We start from the raw sequence: 16,852 nt of genomic DNA, 5'->3' as shown, positions 1-16,852 counted from the left end.
CATGCACTAACAAACGCACATTAACACTCAAATAATACTGACATGATCCAAAGCCGACATATGTACCCATTTCATCACTCGCATCCGCCTGAACAGGACTCAAAATAGGGTCTTTCTGAATATTGAGTAAGTGCTAGTCTCTCAATTCCGTCTATTCTGTGCATCTCATCGATATAATGACGATTCACTCTATCTCTGCAAGCACACGACTGACTCGGCTATCGATATCGACAGACGCTGTCGTTTCAGGGTTGGACCCAGCCGCAGCATCAAGAAATGCTGTCTCATAGCTTGCCGGACCAGCGTACTCACCAAACTCTCCACTTGCTGCGGTCTCACCGGCAAGTCCAAACGCAATCGTTCCTGTTAGCGCGGCTGTCAGCGGGTCATCTAATGCCCCACAGAATGCAGCAATTGTCCCACCAAGCATACATCCTGTTCCGACAAGAGTCCCAAGCATCTCATCGCCGACACTCAGTTCAAATGCTGTGTCTGTTGTTGCAACAATATCCGTTGCTCCCGAGGCGACGACAACTGCCTCTGTACGTTGAGCACACGCCATGGCTGTCTCAGCAGCATCAGGATGTTCACCGACTGACTCAACACCCCGAACTTCAGCATCTTCACCGGCTAATGCTGCAATTTCACCACGATTTCCATTGATGACGTCAACATCAAGATCAACGCTCAACCGCTCTGCAACTCGTGATCGCGTCGTTGTCGCACCAGCACCAACCGGGTCAAGAACTAATCCTGTACCGTGCTCAGACGCTGCCTGCCCGGCAGTCATCATTGCTTCTTCACCTGTTTCACTTACTGTTCCCATATTTAACAGACACGCCTCCGCAACACCAACCATCTCATCAAGCTCCCTCACGTCGTCCGACATAACTGGTAATCCACCCCAGTGTAAGATGATATTTGCAACTTGATTTACAGTCACGTCGTTCGTAATAGCATTGACGAGCGGTGTCGTCTGAGCAAGCTCTGTTAGCGCATCCTGGACAGTTATCTCCACTTCTTCACCGAGTTTTGTAGTATTGTCACTCATTATGCTGATGTCTCCTCATTACCAATTTGTCTCTCTATACTGGCTTTATTCACCGACTCTTGCAGTTTGCGTGTCGCTGCAGTTGGATTGTCAGCAGACGTAATGGCGGAGACAACTGCCACGCCATCTGCGCCTGCTTGTATAACTTCCGATGCGTTCGATGGTGTAATACCACCAATTCCGACAACTGGAATTGAAACCGCCTCTATGATTGCGGTCACAGCCTCCGGACCTATTTCAGCGCTTTCAGCTGTGACATCTTTCGTGCCTGTCGGGTACACAGCCCCAACACCGAGATAATCTGCACCGACACGTTCAGCTTCCTGTGCTGCTGTTGGGGTCGAGACTGATCGCCCAATAATTGCGTCCTGACCGAGAACCTCGCGGGCAGCCGTAACTGGAAGATCTTCATCACCGAGATGAACGCCGTCAGCATCAATTGCAGCAGCAAGGTCTACCCGATCATTTACGAGAAAAGTTACTCCTGCTTGAGCAGTTTGCTCACGTATGTTCTGACCCATCTTATATCGTCTTCGAGCAGTTGTGTCCTTCTCACGTAATTGGACAACATCAACGCCTCCAGCGATAGCCGCCTCAACAATCTCGGTCGTCGATCGCCCGGCTGAGCGGTCCTCCTGTGTGACGAGATACGTTTGTACCGGTGTATTCATTCGTAATATTATGAATTTACATCTCACTGAAAAAAGATGTTCTGCAATTCAATGGGCTATGTTTTGCTTCTGCTGTAGTTGCTCTTGACACATGATAAAAATTCCCGACCTAATGTAACGACCGCGGGTCGCACATAACCGATACTAAGATGTATCCGAAGGAAGTATTTCTATAGAATATAATCCAGTCGATAATTGAGGAGGTATTTCAGTATCTTTCTATCGGGATTACAGAACTCCCATATCATCAAGTCGCTCTGGAAGATATGTTTCAGTCACAAAATCAAGTCCACGAGATGCAAGTGACTGCTGTTCAGCCTTCTTCTCAATATCTAACTGTAGTTCAATCTGTTCAGTCCAATAGTCTGATTGGAATCGTGGGTCCTCAAGTTCCGACTCAAGTGCATTTATATCAGAATCTGCAAGTGGGTCCGTTGGAAGTTCATATTCGACAATATCGGTTGGCTGAATTCCAATAAACCGTGCTTCTGGTGTCGCAAGATACTCCGAAAGATGCGCGGATTTAATCGACCCATATGCGACTGATCCATAAATTCGGTATGACCATGGGTCACCATCAGTAAACACGACAACTGGGACGGTCAACTCATCGTGAAGTCGCTTTGTAATTCGTCGCGTTGCTCGTGCAGGCTGACCTTTTAAATGCACAATAAGACAGTCGTACATGTCATCAAATCCATTTTCGATCAATCGGTCACGCATTCCACCAGTTTCGACACAGAGAACGAAATCAATCTCATGATCGAGAAAATCAATCGTGTCTGGATTGTTTGGAATCTGATATCCACCTTCACCAACGTCCATTTGACAGTGAATTGCTCGCTCACCCCGACGGGTCTGCTCGCGTAATTCGAGTGGTCCCATTAGTGTCGCACCAGACTCCTCAGGTCGCATGTGGAAGTCCTCACGCGTCACTTGTGAGACAATCTCAAGATCCTCGACGAGTTGATTCGATTCATCCTGACCAGAAAACTGTGCCTCTTCATTATCCCAAGACTCAGAGAGATAATACAACTCACGGAGCGTCGATGACCTATCTTCTTCAAGTTGGTCAACAAGAAACTCAATTGTGTATGCTGCTTTGAGTAGCTTCCTGGCTCCGCGGACACTATTCGCTGAACGTGTTGAGGTACGGTCTCCGTACACCCATACCTCTGAATCTTCATCAAAGACGATATTCGTCTTTGTCCGCGTCGGAATTTCCATCGTTGGAATGTCTCCGCTCTCGAATTGATCATAGAACTCTGCTGCGAGGTCAATGAGTCGCTCTTGGGCAAGTTCCTCGTCTTGTTTCGTGCTCATAATAGATTTCTTGTAATTATTTTGATTTCAGTGATAATTGAACTCATGGTCTCAATGTAGATACATTTCATGCGTCTCTCTTATCATAGTTACTCGTATCTGCACCTGTATTTATGACCGCATTTTGCGTGTAATATTTCTGTTGTTTGATACAAATCCACACACTACCGGCTTACAGCTCGCTTGACTTTCCATATCTACCGTTTTATTACCATTTGGTATCGGGTTTTGGGCTATTGTGTGCGAAATAAGAGGATATACTGTTTTGATGACCGCCGAGGTGATTACCTTTGAATATGACTGGCTGCCCTATCCGACGGCAAACACCTCTCACGCATCAATCGTCAGTTTTTCACTTTCGACACCATCGACATCAAGCTCAAATGATGCCTCCGCTGGAACCTCATACGTCACAGTGACTGACTCACCAGCACCAACGACTGGCTCCCATGTCACGAAGTACTCATCCTCAAGTTCGACTAATTCAATCTCATCCGGAATCGTGTCCGGTTTGGTATCGACAATATCAGTCAGTGTTGGTGATTTCTGACTATCTGAGTAATTCTGCACTGTCAATGTGACCGACCCATTGTCAACGTCACGCTCAATATTGACGTTATTCATGATTCGCGCCAGTGCGTTATCTATCTCTGGTCGGTCATTTTCTGTCACGTCTGCTAGTTTATTCGCCATCTCCGGGAGTATCCGTCCAAGCACGTCCTGCTTTTTTCGCCGTTTCTGCATCGATCGGCGTTTGTTGAGATATGATTTAAGATCGCGCGAGGCTTCTCGGACCGCGAGTTCAATCTCATCCTCAATTGCTGGAATATTTGCAAGTGCATCTTTCGATTCACTCGTGAACGGTACATTTGTTGATGCCACATGTATCATCACCACGGCTGGTCCACGAGGCATCCCAGACCCACCTGGTTGGTCAAGCCCGTAGTTTCGCCATCCAATTGACTTGATGACATCTGTCGTTGCACATGCGCCCCGCTGATAGACCAGCGGGACTCGGTTTGCGAACCGGAGAAGCGAGATGTTCCCATCATTGAGCTCACCACCATACGCAATGCCAGCTTCAACGACGAATGGATCCCCACCATGAACCTCTGCATCTCGTGTCGCAGCCGCATAGAAATCAGCATCAAATTCTTTTCGCAACCCTGCCTCAACGAGTGTTGATGTAATAGGTGATAAACAATCAGTCGGTGGCGCCAAGATATCTGTTGATCGCATCGCATCAAGCAATTCTGAGGCAATATTACGGTCGTCTGCAATGGTCTTGACTGCCGGTAACTCATCTTCAACCGTCTGCATAGCCTTCCATACCGCGTTGACTACATTCTCACGGGCAGTCTCGCCGAATGAAACTTCCTCAGAAACAATCATATCAGCTGAACGGTCAACATACTCACGAACTGTATCTTGAGTCGCACGAAGAGACGTTGAGTCATCAGCAAACTTTGCTGCAACGCGGTCTGCGACACCTCGAACTGTTGCATGGTTTTTTTGTGTACTTGTTGCATCCGCAACGAGTGGATAGATATCATCATCAATATCTACGGTGAGCACATCCCATGCTGCATCAACTGCATTTTCCCGAACTGTTGTACCGAATGTCGTCTCAAACTCATCCTCAATATCCTCAGCGACGGTATCAACAATTTTGACAAGTTCGGCACGCGTCGTTCCAGATCGTTGATTGAGCGTCTTTGCAACACGGTCTGCGAATTCAGCAGTCGCAGACGCACCTTTGTTTACTACCGCAACTTCAATGATTGATTCAAGTGACGAGGGTAATGTATCATCAGTATCGTCGACATCAGCTACATCACTTGGTATCGTTTCCGGAGCAGACACAGGAAGAGCACGACCAAAGTGACGGTCACGAAATCGATTGAGGATTTTTGTTGCTGTTTTTGATCCAACACGAGTGAATTCCTCACGAAGAAAGCCAGACACAGAGTATGACTCTGTTGCTTCAAGCATCTTCAACAACGTTCCTAATTCAACACCATGTGGATGTGGTCGAATCTCTTCAGTTTGTGCCGGTAGTTCAGCACCGTCGACCCGCTCGTACTGACGAGGCTCCTCGAGCCCGGGTTCATCAAGTGTGATCCGTGCATGTGGGTTGACAACCGCCGTGTCTTTGACGTAATCCCGAAGCTGTCCACGAGCCCGCATGTTTGCTTCCATTTCTAACTCAATCCGCGTGCCATGGGTTGGTGATAGCGATGCAGCACCAGGGTCACGCTCCCGATCGGCACTCACCTCTGGTTCGTTTGTGTCTGTATCAATAATGAGTTCAAAATATTGTGCTGTATCGGAACTCTGTGTTCGCGTGGTTATCCTTGCTGGCTTCCCTGAAGTAAGCTGTGAGTACAACACCGCTGCAGAGATCCCAATTCCTTGTTGTCCTCGACTATTCTTTACACAGATTGCTCCATCATTTGTGACCACAAAATTCTCATCATGACCGCTTGCACCTGGAACGGAGATATCATATACATATGGCGGTGCGTCAATTTGCTCAATGTTGTTTACCGACAATAAACAAAGGTCTCCGTTATGCTGTTGATAATCTGGTTCGTTATCAGTTACCACTTCAACCTCAGCCTGATCAACCGATACCTCATATACCGTTCGTTCACTCTCAGCTGCAATAGTCTCAGTTCGTGTATCTGTTGTTGCAACTACCCCATTCATATTCCACAACGTGGTGAGCTGTCTGGCAAATGTTTCACTCGATGTTGTATATGTAGCAACATCATTGCTAGCAGCTGTTTTGTTTGGCGTCTCGCTATGTTGATATAATTTAGTTAGTAACTGCTGTTGGTGTTCAGAGTCACACTCAAAAATAAACGACGGGAGCCGTATCTCTCCAGCACTCTCACAGATGAGCGATATTATCGATTCAAGCGGTGTTGTTGTGCCCTCTGAGAATTCATCTGGCGTGCTGTTATCTAGCTTGCTATTTGATGTGTGTGATACTGCTGGTGTAGATTCTGATGTAATATATTTCGTGAGATGAGAAGTTACTATATCATCGATAGGAACCGACACTGGCAATCGTGCTGTCTCGCCGTCCGGATTGATTATCTCAAGAGTATGATCGGCAACTGTAGACGCTTCATTACACTCAATTATCTCTTTGACTGATATGCGGCTCTCGTTATTTTTGTGGCTACTATCGAATATATCAGTTTTTGAGTGTTGCCGGTCTGCACTAAAATGAGCTTGTTGTCCACTTGATGATGCAACTCCAGTAGATGCCATCATCGATGAAGATGAACTCATTTTTGCTGCGCATGACGAAGTATGATGATCCCCCACAGAGGAATGAGATGCTTCATCAACTCCATGAATTTGGAATGTATACTCACTTTCTTGAAGATCAGCTAACTGAATGTAATCAAGAATATTAATGATCTGTCCTTTCTCACCCGCCTGTGGCTCCGTATCCACGGCTTCTCTGACATCTGTAGATTCTGGAGTCACCGGAAGTTGCTTTGGCGCGAGAATGTTATCCCCTGGTGAGAGTTCGCTAGCATTCACTTCTATCGTTTCGCCACTGGAAGAAAGTGAAAATAGACTATGATTACCTGTTATCTCAACTGTTCGACCACATGCTGTTGAAACCCGATACACGTCCTCATCTGTCCGGTGACGAATTGCATTTGTCACTGGTTGCCACGTCATTTCATGTGTCGTTCGATTGAATGATGGCACTTCGATATTGGAGTCTGCCGGAATAGGAGCTGATGCCGGCCCATCCTCAAGTAGATGTGAATCACATAACTCACTGATTGAAGTAAATGTAACATCACCATCGCGACGAACTAGAAGCGTCTGATTGGGTGTCAGTGACTGTTCGCGAGCATGAAATCGCGACCCATACAGTAGCTTTCCAAAGACTTTGGGTACTTGTTCGCGTGTTATCCCTGGACCGTTATCTTCGACAATGAGGGTATAGTAATCACCGGATTCACGAATTTCAATAGAGATATCTGGTTTAATCCCGGCTTCTTCGGTGGCATCAAGAGCATTGTCAACCGCTTCCTTCACAGCGGTTACAAGCCCTCGAGCTCCCGAGTCGAAGCCCAGCATATGCTTGTTCTTCTCGAAGAACTCGGCGATCGAAATTGCTCGTTGGCTCTCTGCCAACTCATCGGCAATCTCGCTCTCTTCGCCGAGTTCCGACTGAAACGAGGTCATTCTGTGGGAACTGATATCCGACCGATAGTTAAGAAGGGTTCGGGAGTGCGGTGAAGCTAAATTATAACATGGACTGAGTTCCATGGTACCGATAGATGAGCAGGCGGTCGTAAGCCCGCGCCCGCGCGTGCGAGGGTTTATGAATAAAGATGGCTTAATACAAATAGATTAATGTCGCATGAAACAGAATACGGAGCCGGCGATATCCAGGTTTTGGAGGGTCTGGAAGCAGTGCGAAAACGCCCGGCAATGTATATCGGTTCGACGGACTCACGGGGGCTCCATCATCTCGTCTACGAAGTCGTTGATAATGCAATCGACGAGGCACTTGCTGGCCACTGTGACCAGATTGATGTGACACTCCATGAAGATGGCTCAGTCTCGGTTACGGACAATGGCCGCGGAATTCCCGTTGATACGCATGAACAATATGATCGCCCTGCCGTTGAGGTCATTATGACTGTTCTCCATGCCGGCGGGAAGTTTGATAATAAATCATATCAGGTATCGGGAGGACTACATGGTGTTGGGGTCTCTGTCGTTAATGCACTTTCACGGTGGCTTGAAGTCGAAATCAAACGTGACGGTGCTCTTTGGCGAGATCGGTTCGAGCACGGTGAACCTCAGCCTGATAGTTTTGAGCGGGTTCGAGATCTTGAACCTGGTGAAGAGACCGGAACAACAATCCAATTCTGGCCAAGTGAAAATATATTTGAAACGACAGTCTTTGAATTCTCAACGCTCGAAAATCGTCTTCGTGAACTCGCCTTTTTGAACTCTGGTGTCGAAATCTGTCTTACTGACGAGAACGAGGGCGTCGATCGCACGTTTTGCTTCAATGGTGGGATCCGCGAATTTGTCAAGTATCTTGACGAGACAAAAACTGTTCTTCATGACTCAGTTGTTCATTATCAAAATGAAGAGGATGGGATTGAGGTTGAAGTTGCACTGCAAGCCACCGAAGAGCTTCAAGGCTCAATTCATGCCTTTGCAAATAACATCAATACCCGCGAGGGCGGGACACATCTCACAGGATTCAAAACAGCACTGACGCGAGTAATAAATGACTATGGAAGCGAACATAATCTTCTCAGCGACTTTGATTCATTACAGGGTGAGGATGTCCGTGAAGGACTCACTGCTGTTGTCTCAATAAAACACCCAGATCCACAGTTTGAGGGACAAACAAAGACAAAACTTGGAAATAGCGATGTGAGAGGCATCGTTGAATCGACAACACACGAGCAACTCGGCACATATCTTGAGGAAAATCCCGATGTTGCCAAAGTTATCGTACAGAAAGCTGTTGAGGCTGCGAAGGCTCGAAAGGCTGCAAAACAGGCTGAAGAACTAACGCGTCGGAAATCCGCACTCGAATCAACATCGCTCCCCGGAAAACTCGCTGACTGTCAAAGTCGGGATCCGGCTGAATCCGAGTTATTCATTGTTGAAGGAGATAGTGCTGGTGGATGCTTTAGCGGTGATACCGAAATTGCACTTGCATCTGGGGGTTCAATCACGTTTGAATCACTCGTTGACGCATACGAACGTGGTGAGACGCATTACTGCTATACCATTGACGATGATGGTCGAATCAGGATTGAAGAGATCACGAATCCACGTCTCACACAGAAAAACGCATCATTACTACGGGTTACGCTCGATAATGGTGAGACAATTCGGTGTACACCAGATCATGAGTTCATGCTTCGCGATGGAAGTTATTGTGAAGCACAGAATCTTGTTGAGGGTCAATCATTGATGCCACTGTATCGACGTACGGCTGAAACGGTCACTGTCGGCGCTCATAGGAATACCCATGAGATGCTAAAGCAGCCGTCAGATCAAGATGGTTGGGAGTCAACATATCGGATTGCTGAACGATATAACCGGACACATGAGGCGGATAATGCGGTGGATATGACCCAATACGTGCAATTAAATCCCCATTCACAATCAGAACCGCAGACCGAGACCCCTCAAACATCAAAGCGTGCAGATGTACACAACCACACTGTTGCCTCCGTTAAGCAGCTTACAGAGACAACAGATGTATATGACATTGAAGTCCCTACAACCCACAACTTTGCACTTTCATCGGGGGTATTTGTTCACAATAGTGCGAAACAGGGACGTGATAGGCGCTTCCAAGCTATCCTCCCATTGAAGGGGAAGATACTTAATGTCGAGAAACACCGACTTGATCGGATATTAGAAAATAATGAGGTCCGTGCACTCATCACTGCGATTGGCGCTGGGATTGGTGATGAATTCGATGTTGATGATGCTCGATATAATCGTTTAATTATCCTTAGTGACGCCGACGTTGACGGGGCACACATTCGAACTCTGCTGTTGACACTGCTATATCGACATATGCGTCCACTTGTTGAAGCAGGGTATGTTTATGCTGCTAAACCACCACTGTACCGAGTTCGATATAATGGTGAGACGTATGATGCCATGACAGAATCAGAACGTGATCAGATTATCTCGGAGGTTTGCGATGGCAATCCAACTCAAGTGCAACGATTCAAGGGACTTGGCGAGATGAATCCAGAACAGTTGTGGGAAACAACGATGAATCCCGAAAATCGCGTTCTTAAACAGATTACAGTTGAGGATGCTGCTGCTGCTGATAAGATGTTTTCAGTGTTGATGGGTGATGCCGTCGAACCGCGAAAGCAGTTCATCAAAGATCGGGCAACAGACGCTGAGTGGGTGGATATTTAATGAGTTCAGACGCTCCCGAACGATTTGATCCTGAGACAGGAATTGCTGCTGAGGTTGAGACAGCACGAATTGAGCGGGAAATGGAACAGTCGTATATCGACTACGCAATGTCAGTTATTGCGGGTCGAGCGCTCCCGGATGTTCGTGACGGACTCAAACCTGTCCATCGACGGATCCTGTATGCCATGCATCAATCGGGAATTTCCGCTCGATCTGCCCATCGTAAGTCATCATCAATTGTCGGTGAAACGATGGGTGATTACCATCCACATGGAGATTCCGCGATTTACAATACGCTTGCACGGATGGCACAGGACTTTTCGATGCGATATCCACTTGTCGATGGGCAAGGAAACTTTGGCTCTGTTGACGGTGATCCACCGGCAGCGATGCGATATACCGAGGCACGTATGTCGCCAATTGCTGAGGAGTTGTTGGACGATATTGAGATGGACACCGTTGAGTTCACAGCAAATTACGATGATCGACTCACAGAACCCTCCGTGCTTCCGGCAGCGTTTCCAAATCTCTTAGTTAATGGATCATCCGGGATTGCAGTTGGGATGTCGACCAACATTCCACCACATAATCTTGGTGAGGTAATTGATGCAACAATTCATCTGATTCATAATCCTGACTGTACGATTGAGGACCTGATGAGTCATGTAAAAGGTCCGGACTTTCCAACTGGTGCAAACATCGTTGGACAGAATGCAATTCATAAAGCATACAAAACCGGGCGTGGACGACTCCGTGTTCGTGCGGAATTCAATGTCCAAGATGATCGGATCGTCATAACAGAACTACCGTTCCAAACAAACAAGGCACGATTGGTCGAACGAATCGCTGATAACGTTAACGCTGGGACAATCGAAGGCATTCGCGATCTCAGAGATGAATCCGACCGAGATGGGATTCGTGTTGTTGTTGAAATCAAGCGAGGCGCAAATCCGGATGTTGTGAAAAACCAATTACTCGAACACCATTTGGAATCGACATTTGGAGTGATCAACCTCGCACTTGTTGATGGACAACCGCAGGTGCTCACACTCAAACAAACACTCCATGAGTATCTTGAGCATCGCCGCACTGTTGTTCGTCGTCGATCACAGTATGAACTTGGTGAAAAACGCGACCGTGCGCACATTCTCGAGGGTCGACTTCGTGCCCTCAAGCAGGCTGATGATGTTGTCGATATTATTCGAAACTCAACAGATCGTGACAGTGCAAAGGCTGCACTTCGTGGTGAGCACGTTGTTGAATCGGATGAGCACAGTGAGCCATTACCAACATTTGATTTCTCTGAAGCTCAGGCGAACCATATCGTTGCGATGCAACTCGGCTCGCTCACGTCACTTGAATCCGACGAGATTGAAGACGAATATGAATCTGTTCAACAGCGTATTGATCGTCTTCAAACAATCCTCAGCAACCCTGATGAGCTTGATGCTGTTGTTGAAGATGAACTCGCTACGATCCGCGATGGGTATGCTGATGAACGACGAACAAGCATAATTGAGGATGATGGGGCAGTTACGCATGAGGACTTAATTGAACAGGAAAATGTCATTGTCGTCGTTACTGAAGACGATTATATAAAACGGATGTCAGTTGAAGACTTCCGTAGTCAACATCGCGGTGGAAAAGGTATCATCGGGACATCACTGAAAGATGGTGACAATGTATCATCAGTATATGTTGCAAATACGCATGATTATCTACTGTATTTCACCAGCCATGGGCAAGTATATCAGCTCAAGACATATCAAATTCCAGAAATGTCACGGACTGCTCGTGGAAAGTCAGCAGTAAATCTCTTAGAATTGGATGATGGTGAAGAGATCACTGCTGTTGTCAATACCGCTGAGATGGATATTGATAATGGTAATGAGCGATACTTTACAATGGTAACCCAATCAGGGTATATTAAACGAACGAGTGTAAATTCCTTCCAGAATATCCGAGCAACGGGTATCATCGCAATAGATCTTGATGCTGATGATGAACTTATTGATGTTGAGGTGACAGATGGAAGCCAGGATATCATCCTTGGGACCCGCAAAGGGATGGCTATTCGATTCGATGAGATCGATGTCAGATCGATGGGACGGTCAGCTCGCGGTGTTCATGGAATCAAACTTGAGGATACCGACGCCGTTGCCGCGCTTGCTGCTATCGATGAGGACCGTGATGAGTGGGTCCTCACCGTGACCGAACATGGATATGGCAAGCGGACTAACATTGATCGGTACCGACAACAATCTCGTAATGGTAAAGGGCTCATTGATATCAAGACAAACGACCGCAACGGTCGTGTTTGTGAAGTTGAGACAGTCGGAGCAGATAGTGAACTCTTTATTATGAGCCGCAATGGGCAGATCCTCCGAACCCCCGTCAGCGATATCTCAACGGTCGGTCGAAACACATCGGGAGTCATTGTCATGGATCTAGATACGAATGATACTGTTGCAAGCGTTGACATTCATCCAAACGCAGATAACACATCGGAAACGGATGATAATAAGAGTGAAAGCAAGAATGCGTCAACAACACCGGCTCAATAATTAACGCCCTGACAGAGTTCTGATCAACGGTATTTTTACTGCAGCGATAATGAAATATCTCCTACGATATTTTCTCCAGTAAGCAATCGCAATCACCATCACCATCACCATCTCTCACAGTAGATCAATCTAGATATGCTTCACAAACTCGTGAGACACCCTCCTCAAATGTAATTTCAGGAGTCCACCCAGTCGCCTCGCGTATCTTTGTGCTATCAGCCATCGTATCATGAACATACACATCAAGTGGATTTTCAATATATTTAGGATCAATATCGGTCCCAAGTTCGTCATTGATCATATCGACCATGGTATTGAAATCATAACTTTCGCCCGTGCCAAGATTATAAATCCCCTGTAGGTCGTATTCGGCAGCGGACTCGATTCCGCGGACGATATCATCAACATGTGTGAAATCGCGTGTTTGTGTCCCATCCCCAAAGAGCGCTGGTCGCTCGCCATTTGCGATTTTTTCCGCAAACTGTGCGACAGTATTTGCGTACTCGCCTTTATGTTCTTCTGCACCTCCGTACCCTTGATACACAGAAAAAAACCGCAGTCCTGCAAGTGTCATGTCATAGTGATGATTAAAATACTCCGCGTAGGTCTCACGAGCTAATTTTGATGCCTCATAACATGTTCGTGCTTCAATTGGTAGATCTTCTGGCGATGGCTCCGTCCGCGAACCATATATCGATGAGGTTGATGCGTACACGACTGTTTGACATCCATCCTCACGTGCTTGCTCAACAGTATTGACGAATCCTTCAACATTCACTCTGGTTGCTTGTCGTTTGTTTTCTTCGACCATTGTGTATGATGAGTATGCAGCAAGGTGAAACACAACATCGATCTTAGTAGTTGGTAGCTCATCTTCAAGCACGCTAGCATTTACAAAGTTCACTGTTTCATTGAGATTTGACGGTGTTCCGAGATGAAGATCATCTACAGCTACGACATCGTTGGTTTCTGCAAGATGATTCGCCAGATTTGAGCCAATAAAACCCGCTCCGCCAGTTACAAGAACACGTTTGTCACGCATATACTATATCTATGATAGGAGTCACAAATTGATATCGAATCATCCACCGGATTTAATACCGTCTATAGTAAATGATTAGTTATGTCATCAATAGAGCTAACATCAAGCCAGAAAACTATCTTAACGGCACTGATTAATCTTCATCGAGACGATGAGGAGGCTGTAAAGGGTGAAACCATTGCGGGTGAGGTAGACCGTAACCCCGGAACAATCCGAAACCAGATGCAGAGTTTAAAAGCATTGCAACTTGTTGAAGGCGTGCCAGGTCCAAAAGGGGGATACAAGCCAACGGCAAATGCATATGAGGCACTTGATGTCAATCAGATGGAGAACCCGGCATTTGTTCCATTATTCCATGAGAACGAAGAGCTTGACAACGCAAATGTTGAAGAAATTGATCTCTCATCTGTACACCATCCTGAACTCTGTCGTGCAGAAGTTCATATTCAAGGCTCTGTCCGCGACTTTCATGAGGGTGATTCGATGACAGTCGGTCCAACGCCACTTTCAAAACTCATTATTGAGGGAACAATCGATGGCAAGGACGATACAAGTAATATCCTTATTCTCCAGATCGACGACATGCGTGCACCTGCTGGCGAGACGTCACATTAAGTTCTGTCTGTACTAGAGTCTCCTAATTTCTATATCTACCGTAGTATTTTCCTGTCGCCTTGTCAGTTCTCAGGACCCACAGGACAAGCAGCATTTAAAAGAAGTAATAAGTAGAAAAAGTATCATATATCCAATAATAGATTATCTATTCATCATAAGAACTGATCGAATGAATGAGGTGTTATATTATCACTCACTTATTGTTCATCTGATTACTCACAGTATAAATATAGGTAGTGAACGGCTGTTATCAGTAATTTCTAAAGACATATTTTGAACACGTGTTCTGAATTATCACGTAGTATATCGCAACATATACTATGATATCAGTGAGATTATTGCCGGGCTATCAGCGGTAACTCCAGATTATTTACATGCTTTCCCATGCTTCGAGCGCATGGCGAGTCGAAGCGACATCAGCAATCCAGCGGGCAGCGATTCCCTTTTTGAGCGTTCGAGCCGCTGTACCACCAAAGACATTAATTGGTAGTTGACCGAGCACAGGGAATTTAACACCATGTGCAACAGCATCATCGCCAACAGAAATGACGGTCCCTTTATCATCATGTCTCCACGTCTGAAGCGGCTCTCCATTGATCGCTCGTGCAACGTTCTCACCAGCTACTTCAGCAGCTTGCCATGCGGCTTGTGCCGTTGGTGGTGCGACTGAATCAGATCCTTGTTCAATAAGTGCTGTGTCACCGACAGCAAAAACACGGTCAGTTGATGTCTGGAAATCCGCACCAGCGAACACGCGCTGTGATCGGTCATCCTTGTCAACTTCAACATCAGTAACCTCATCTTGACCAGTTATCCCGCCTGTCCAGATGAGCGTGTCGTAAGATAGCTCCTCCGGATCACTATCATCGTCGCCACCGACATACACGTTCTCCGAGTCAACTTCTGAAATAAACTCTCCAGTGAGTATATTCACGTTACGCTTTTCTAACCGCTCTCTGAGGGCTCCTTGCAATTCTGTATCGTTCCCTGGGAATACTTCATCAAGACCCTCAACAAGTGTGATCTCTATTGGTGCACGATGCTCGTCACGATATTCTGCAATCTCTCCGGCTGTCTGAATGCCTGAGAGACCTGCCCCTCCAATAATAATTTCTGCTGGGTTCTCTTGAGTCGCCTCCTTCGCAGCGGTAGCGACGTCAGAGTGAATCGCTCGTACATCATCAAGACCTTTGAGTTCGTGAGCATGTTCTTTCAGACCATCAATACCATAGAATGCAGTCCCTGACCCGATAGCTAATAGCAAATAATCATACCCAATTGTTTCTTCACCATTGTCAACCTCAACAGTGCGGTCATCAACGTTAACATCTGTTACCCGACCCGTCTGAAAGTCTGTTTCTGATGTCTTAACATCATCAATCGGGATTGCAACCTTTGACTCAACGCTTGGGTCACGAATGCAGCGATGAACCTCATGTAAAACGAGATGATAATCGTTCTCTGAAATCCACGTGAGTTCAGCATCTGGTCCAAGTTCGTCCTCAAGACGATTTACAGCACCGGTGCCCGCATACCCAGCCCCTACGACGACGACCTGTGTGCTCATATTTAAACATTACACGTTATCGAATAAATCAACTGCGGAACGAGTTGGACAAATCAACAGTAATAGGCTTTCAGCCAGCAAAAATATTGATATATGAGTCATATATATAACAGAAATACATGATAGATAAAAGCAATAAGCGTATATTACTTTGATACTAGAACAGCCTCTTATTCGGATTCAATCGAGAGTCCAGCATGCCACTGATCAACTCCAGCTGACCGTTTTGCCGCATCCATTTCCGCTAAGAGATGACATCCAAGAGTTGCGGTCTCCGCAGCCTTTGTGTCATCACCACTTTGAAACTCTCCGGTCTCTCGATTTGCATAGACAGTGCATATGGCTCCCGCGCGGAGCTGATATAGACTCGCAATGGTGAGTAACGTAGCAGCTTCCATTTCGATATTCATCACGTTCAGCTGTTTGAGTTCTTCGATGAGTGACCCAGATCCTGGTGCGGTATATCCGTTGAACCCTGGTCGGTCCTGTCCCGGATAAAACGAATCAGTGCTCAATGTGACACCAACATGATAATCATGACCAAGTTGCTCCGCGGCGGCGGTGAGCGCGGAGATAACTTCATAATCGGCGACTGCCGGATAATCATCGCGCACATACTCCGCCGACGTTCCTTCTTGTCTGATTGCTCCTGAAGAAATAATAAGATCACCAACGGCAACGTCAGCGGACAACGCACCACAAGACCCTACCCGGATGAATGTCTCAGCTCCGATCCGTGCCAGCTCTTCGATTGCAATAGCCGCAGAAGGACCACCGATCCCTGTCGACGTAACTGAAATTGGTGTTTCTTGATACGTTCCGGTCGCTGTTCGAAATTCTCTGTGATCACCATACACTGTTGCTTGGTCCCATATTTCAGTAATTGTTTCTACCCGACCCGGATTTCCCGGAAGCAAAACCGTATCAGCGATATCATTCGCCGTGATCTCAAGATGATATTGCTCATCATCGTTAGGATCCTCGCTATCGTCCATGCACTGTACATTGTCTCAGACGACAATATATTGTCGTATACCTAGATATGTAATCACATTATCGACGGGGCAA

The 16,852-nt window shown here is 46.5% G+C and carries 10 protein-coding genes; 3 read left to right on the top strand and 7 right to left on the bottom strand.

Annotated features, from left to right (window positions below; genetic code table 11):
• Window positions 1-184: 184 nt before the first annotated feature.
• From thiM to J07HQW2_RS05135, 4 genes are all read right to left on the bottom strand, one after another.
• Window positions 185-1,051 carry a hydroxyethylthiazole kinase gene (thiM, locus tag J07HQW2_RS05150; RefSeq protein ID WP_021054338.1) on the bottom strand — a complete coding sequence of 289 codons (867 nt, stop codon included), beginning with the start codon at window positions 1,049-1,051 and terminating at the stop codon, window positions 185-187.
• The gene (thiE, locus tag J07HQW2_RS05145) at window positions 1,051-1,722 is read right to left on the bottom strand and encodes a thiamine phosphate synthase (protein ID WP_021054337.1); all 672 of its coding nucleotides are present in this window, start codon (window positions 1,720-1,722) and stop codon (window positions 1,051-1,053) included. The genes thiM and thiE overlap by 1 nt, the downstream gene beginning before the upstream one ends.
• Window positions 1,723-1,950: 228 nt before the next feature.
• Window positions 1,951-3,045, bottom strand: coding sequence for a DNA topoisomerase IV subunit A (locus J07HQW2_RS05140; protein ID WP_021054336.1), 1,095 nt, complete (start codon window positions 3,043-3,045; stop codon window positions 1,951-1,953).
• A gap of 330 nt (window positions 3,046-3,375) precedes the next feature.
• Window positions 3,376-7,263 carry an ATP-binding protein gene (locus J07HQW2_RS05135; RefSeq protein WP_021054335.1) on the bottom strand — a complete coding sequence of 1,296 codons (3,888 nt, stop codon included), beginning with the start codon at window positions 7,261-7,263 and terminating at the stop codon, window positions 3,376-3,378.
• 171 nt (window positions 7,264-7,434) lie between these two features.
• Between J07HQW2_RS05135 and gyrB the strand changes: the two genes are divergently transcribed.
• Together gyrB and gyrA are read left to right on the top strand one after the other, a co-directional pair.
• Entirely contained in the window at window positions 7,435-9,996 is a 2,562-nt protein-coding gene (gene gyrB / locus J07HQW2_RS05130) for a DNA topoisomerase (ATP-hydrolyzing) subunit B (protein ID WP_021054334.1), read from the top strand.
• Window positions 9,996-12,560 (top strand): DNA gyrase subunit A, encoded by a 2,565-nt coding sequence (gyrA, locus tag J07HQW2_RS05125; RefSeq protein ID WP_021054333.1) that lies wholly within the window; start codon window positions 9,996-9,998, stop codon window positions 12,558-12,560. The genes gyrB and gyrA overlap by 1 nt, the downstream gene beginning before the upstream one ends.
• A gap of 124 nt (window positions 12,561-12,684) precedes the next feature.
• Here gyrA and J07HQW2_RS05120 read toward each other — a convergent pair whose 3' ends face one another.
• Window positions 12,685-13,602 (bottom strand): NAD-dependent epimerase/dehydratase family protein, encoded by a 918-nt coding sequence (locus tag J07HQW2_RS05120; protein WP_021054332.1) that lies wholly within the window; start codon window positions 13,600-13,602, stop codon window positions 12,685-12,687.
• Between the two features lie 81 nt (window positions 13,603-13,683).
• Here J07HQW2_RS05120 and J07HQW2_RS05115 point away from each other — a divergent pair, with 81 nt between their 5' ends.
• Window positions 13,684-14,217, top strand: a complete 534-nt coding sequence (locus J07HQW2_RS05115; RefSeq protein WP_021054331.1) for an Rrf2 family transcriptional regulator — start codon at window positions 13,684-13,686, stop codon at window positions 14,215-14,217.
• Between the two features lie 370 nt (window positions 14,218-14,587).
• Here J07HQW2_RS05115 and J07HQW2_RS05110 read toward each other — a convergent pair whose 3' ends face one another.
• Together J07HQW2_RS05110 and J07HQW2_RS05105 are read right to left on the bottom strand one after the other, a co-directional pair.
• Window positions 14,588-15,784 (bottom strand): NAD(P)/FAD-dependent oxidoreductase, encoded by a 1,197-nt coding sequence (locus J07HQW2_RS05110; RefSeq protein WP_021054330.1) that lies wholly within the window; start codon window positions 15,782-15,784, stop codon window positions 14,588-14,590.
• 170 nt (window positions 15,785-15,954) lie between these two features.
• Complete coding sequence (locus J07HQW2_RS05105) at window positions 15,955-16,779, bottom strand: nucleoside phosphorylase (protein WP_021054329.1); 825 nt, start codon at window positions 16,777-16,779, stop codon at window positions 15,955-15,957.
• Between the last annotated feature and the right edge of the window lie 73 nt (window positions 16,780-16,852).

The organism is Haloquadratum walsbyi J07HQW2 (assembly GCF_000415985.1).
GTDB lineage: Archaea > Halobacteriota > Halobacteria > Halobacteriales > Haloferacaceae > Haloquadratum > Haloquadratum walsbyi_B.
Note: the sequence above shows the minus strand (reverse complement) of the source record. Positions and strands in the feature narration are given on the sequence as shown.

Coding starts and splice junctions, on each gene's coding strand:
- thiE (WP_021054337.1), bottom strand. CDS start 1,722: ATGAATACACCGGTACAAACGTATCTCGTCACACAGGAGGACCGCTCA.
- gyrB (WP_021054334.1), top strand. CDS start 7,435: ATGTCGCATGAAACAGAATACGGAGCCGGCGATATCCAGGTTTTGGAG.
- gyrA (WP_021054333.1), top strand. CDS start 9,996: ATGAGTTCAGACGCTCCCGAACGATTTGATCCTGAGACAGGAATTGCT.
- J07HQW2_RS05140 (WP_021054336.1), bottom strand. CDS start 3,045: ATGAGCACGAAACAAGACGAGGAACTTGCCCAAGAGCGACTCATTGAC.
- J07HQW2_RS05110 (WP_021054330.1), bottom strand. CDS start 15,784: ATGAGCACACAGGTCGTCGTCGTAGGGGCTGGGTATGCGGGCACCGGT.
- J07HQW2_RS05115 (WP_021054331.1), top strand. CDS start 13,684: ATGTCATCAATAGAGCTAACATCAAGCCAGAAAACTATCTTAACGGCA.
- J07HQW2_RS05135 (WP_021054335.1), bottom strand. CDS start 7,263: ATGACCTCGTTTCAGTCGGAACTCGGCGAAGAGAGCGAGATTGCCGAT.
- J07HQW2_RS05120 (WP_021054332.1), bottom strand. CDS start 13,602: ATGCGTGACAAACGTGTTCTTGTAACTGGCGGAGCGGGTTTTATTGGC.
- thiM (WP_021054338.1), bottom strand. CDS start 1,051: ATGAGTGACAATACTACAAAACTCGGTGAAGAAGTGGAGATAACTGTC.
- J07HQW2_RS05105 (WP_021054329.1), bottom strand. CDS start 16,779: ATGGACGATAGCGAGGATCCTAACGATGATGAGCAATATCATCTTGAG.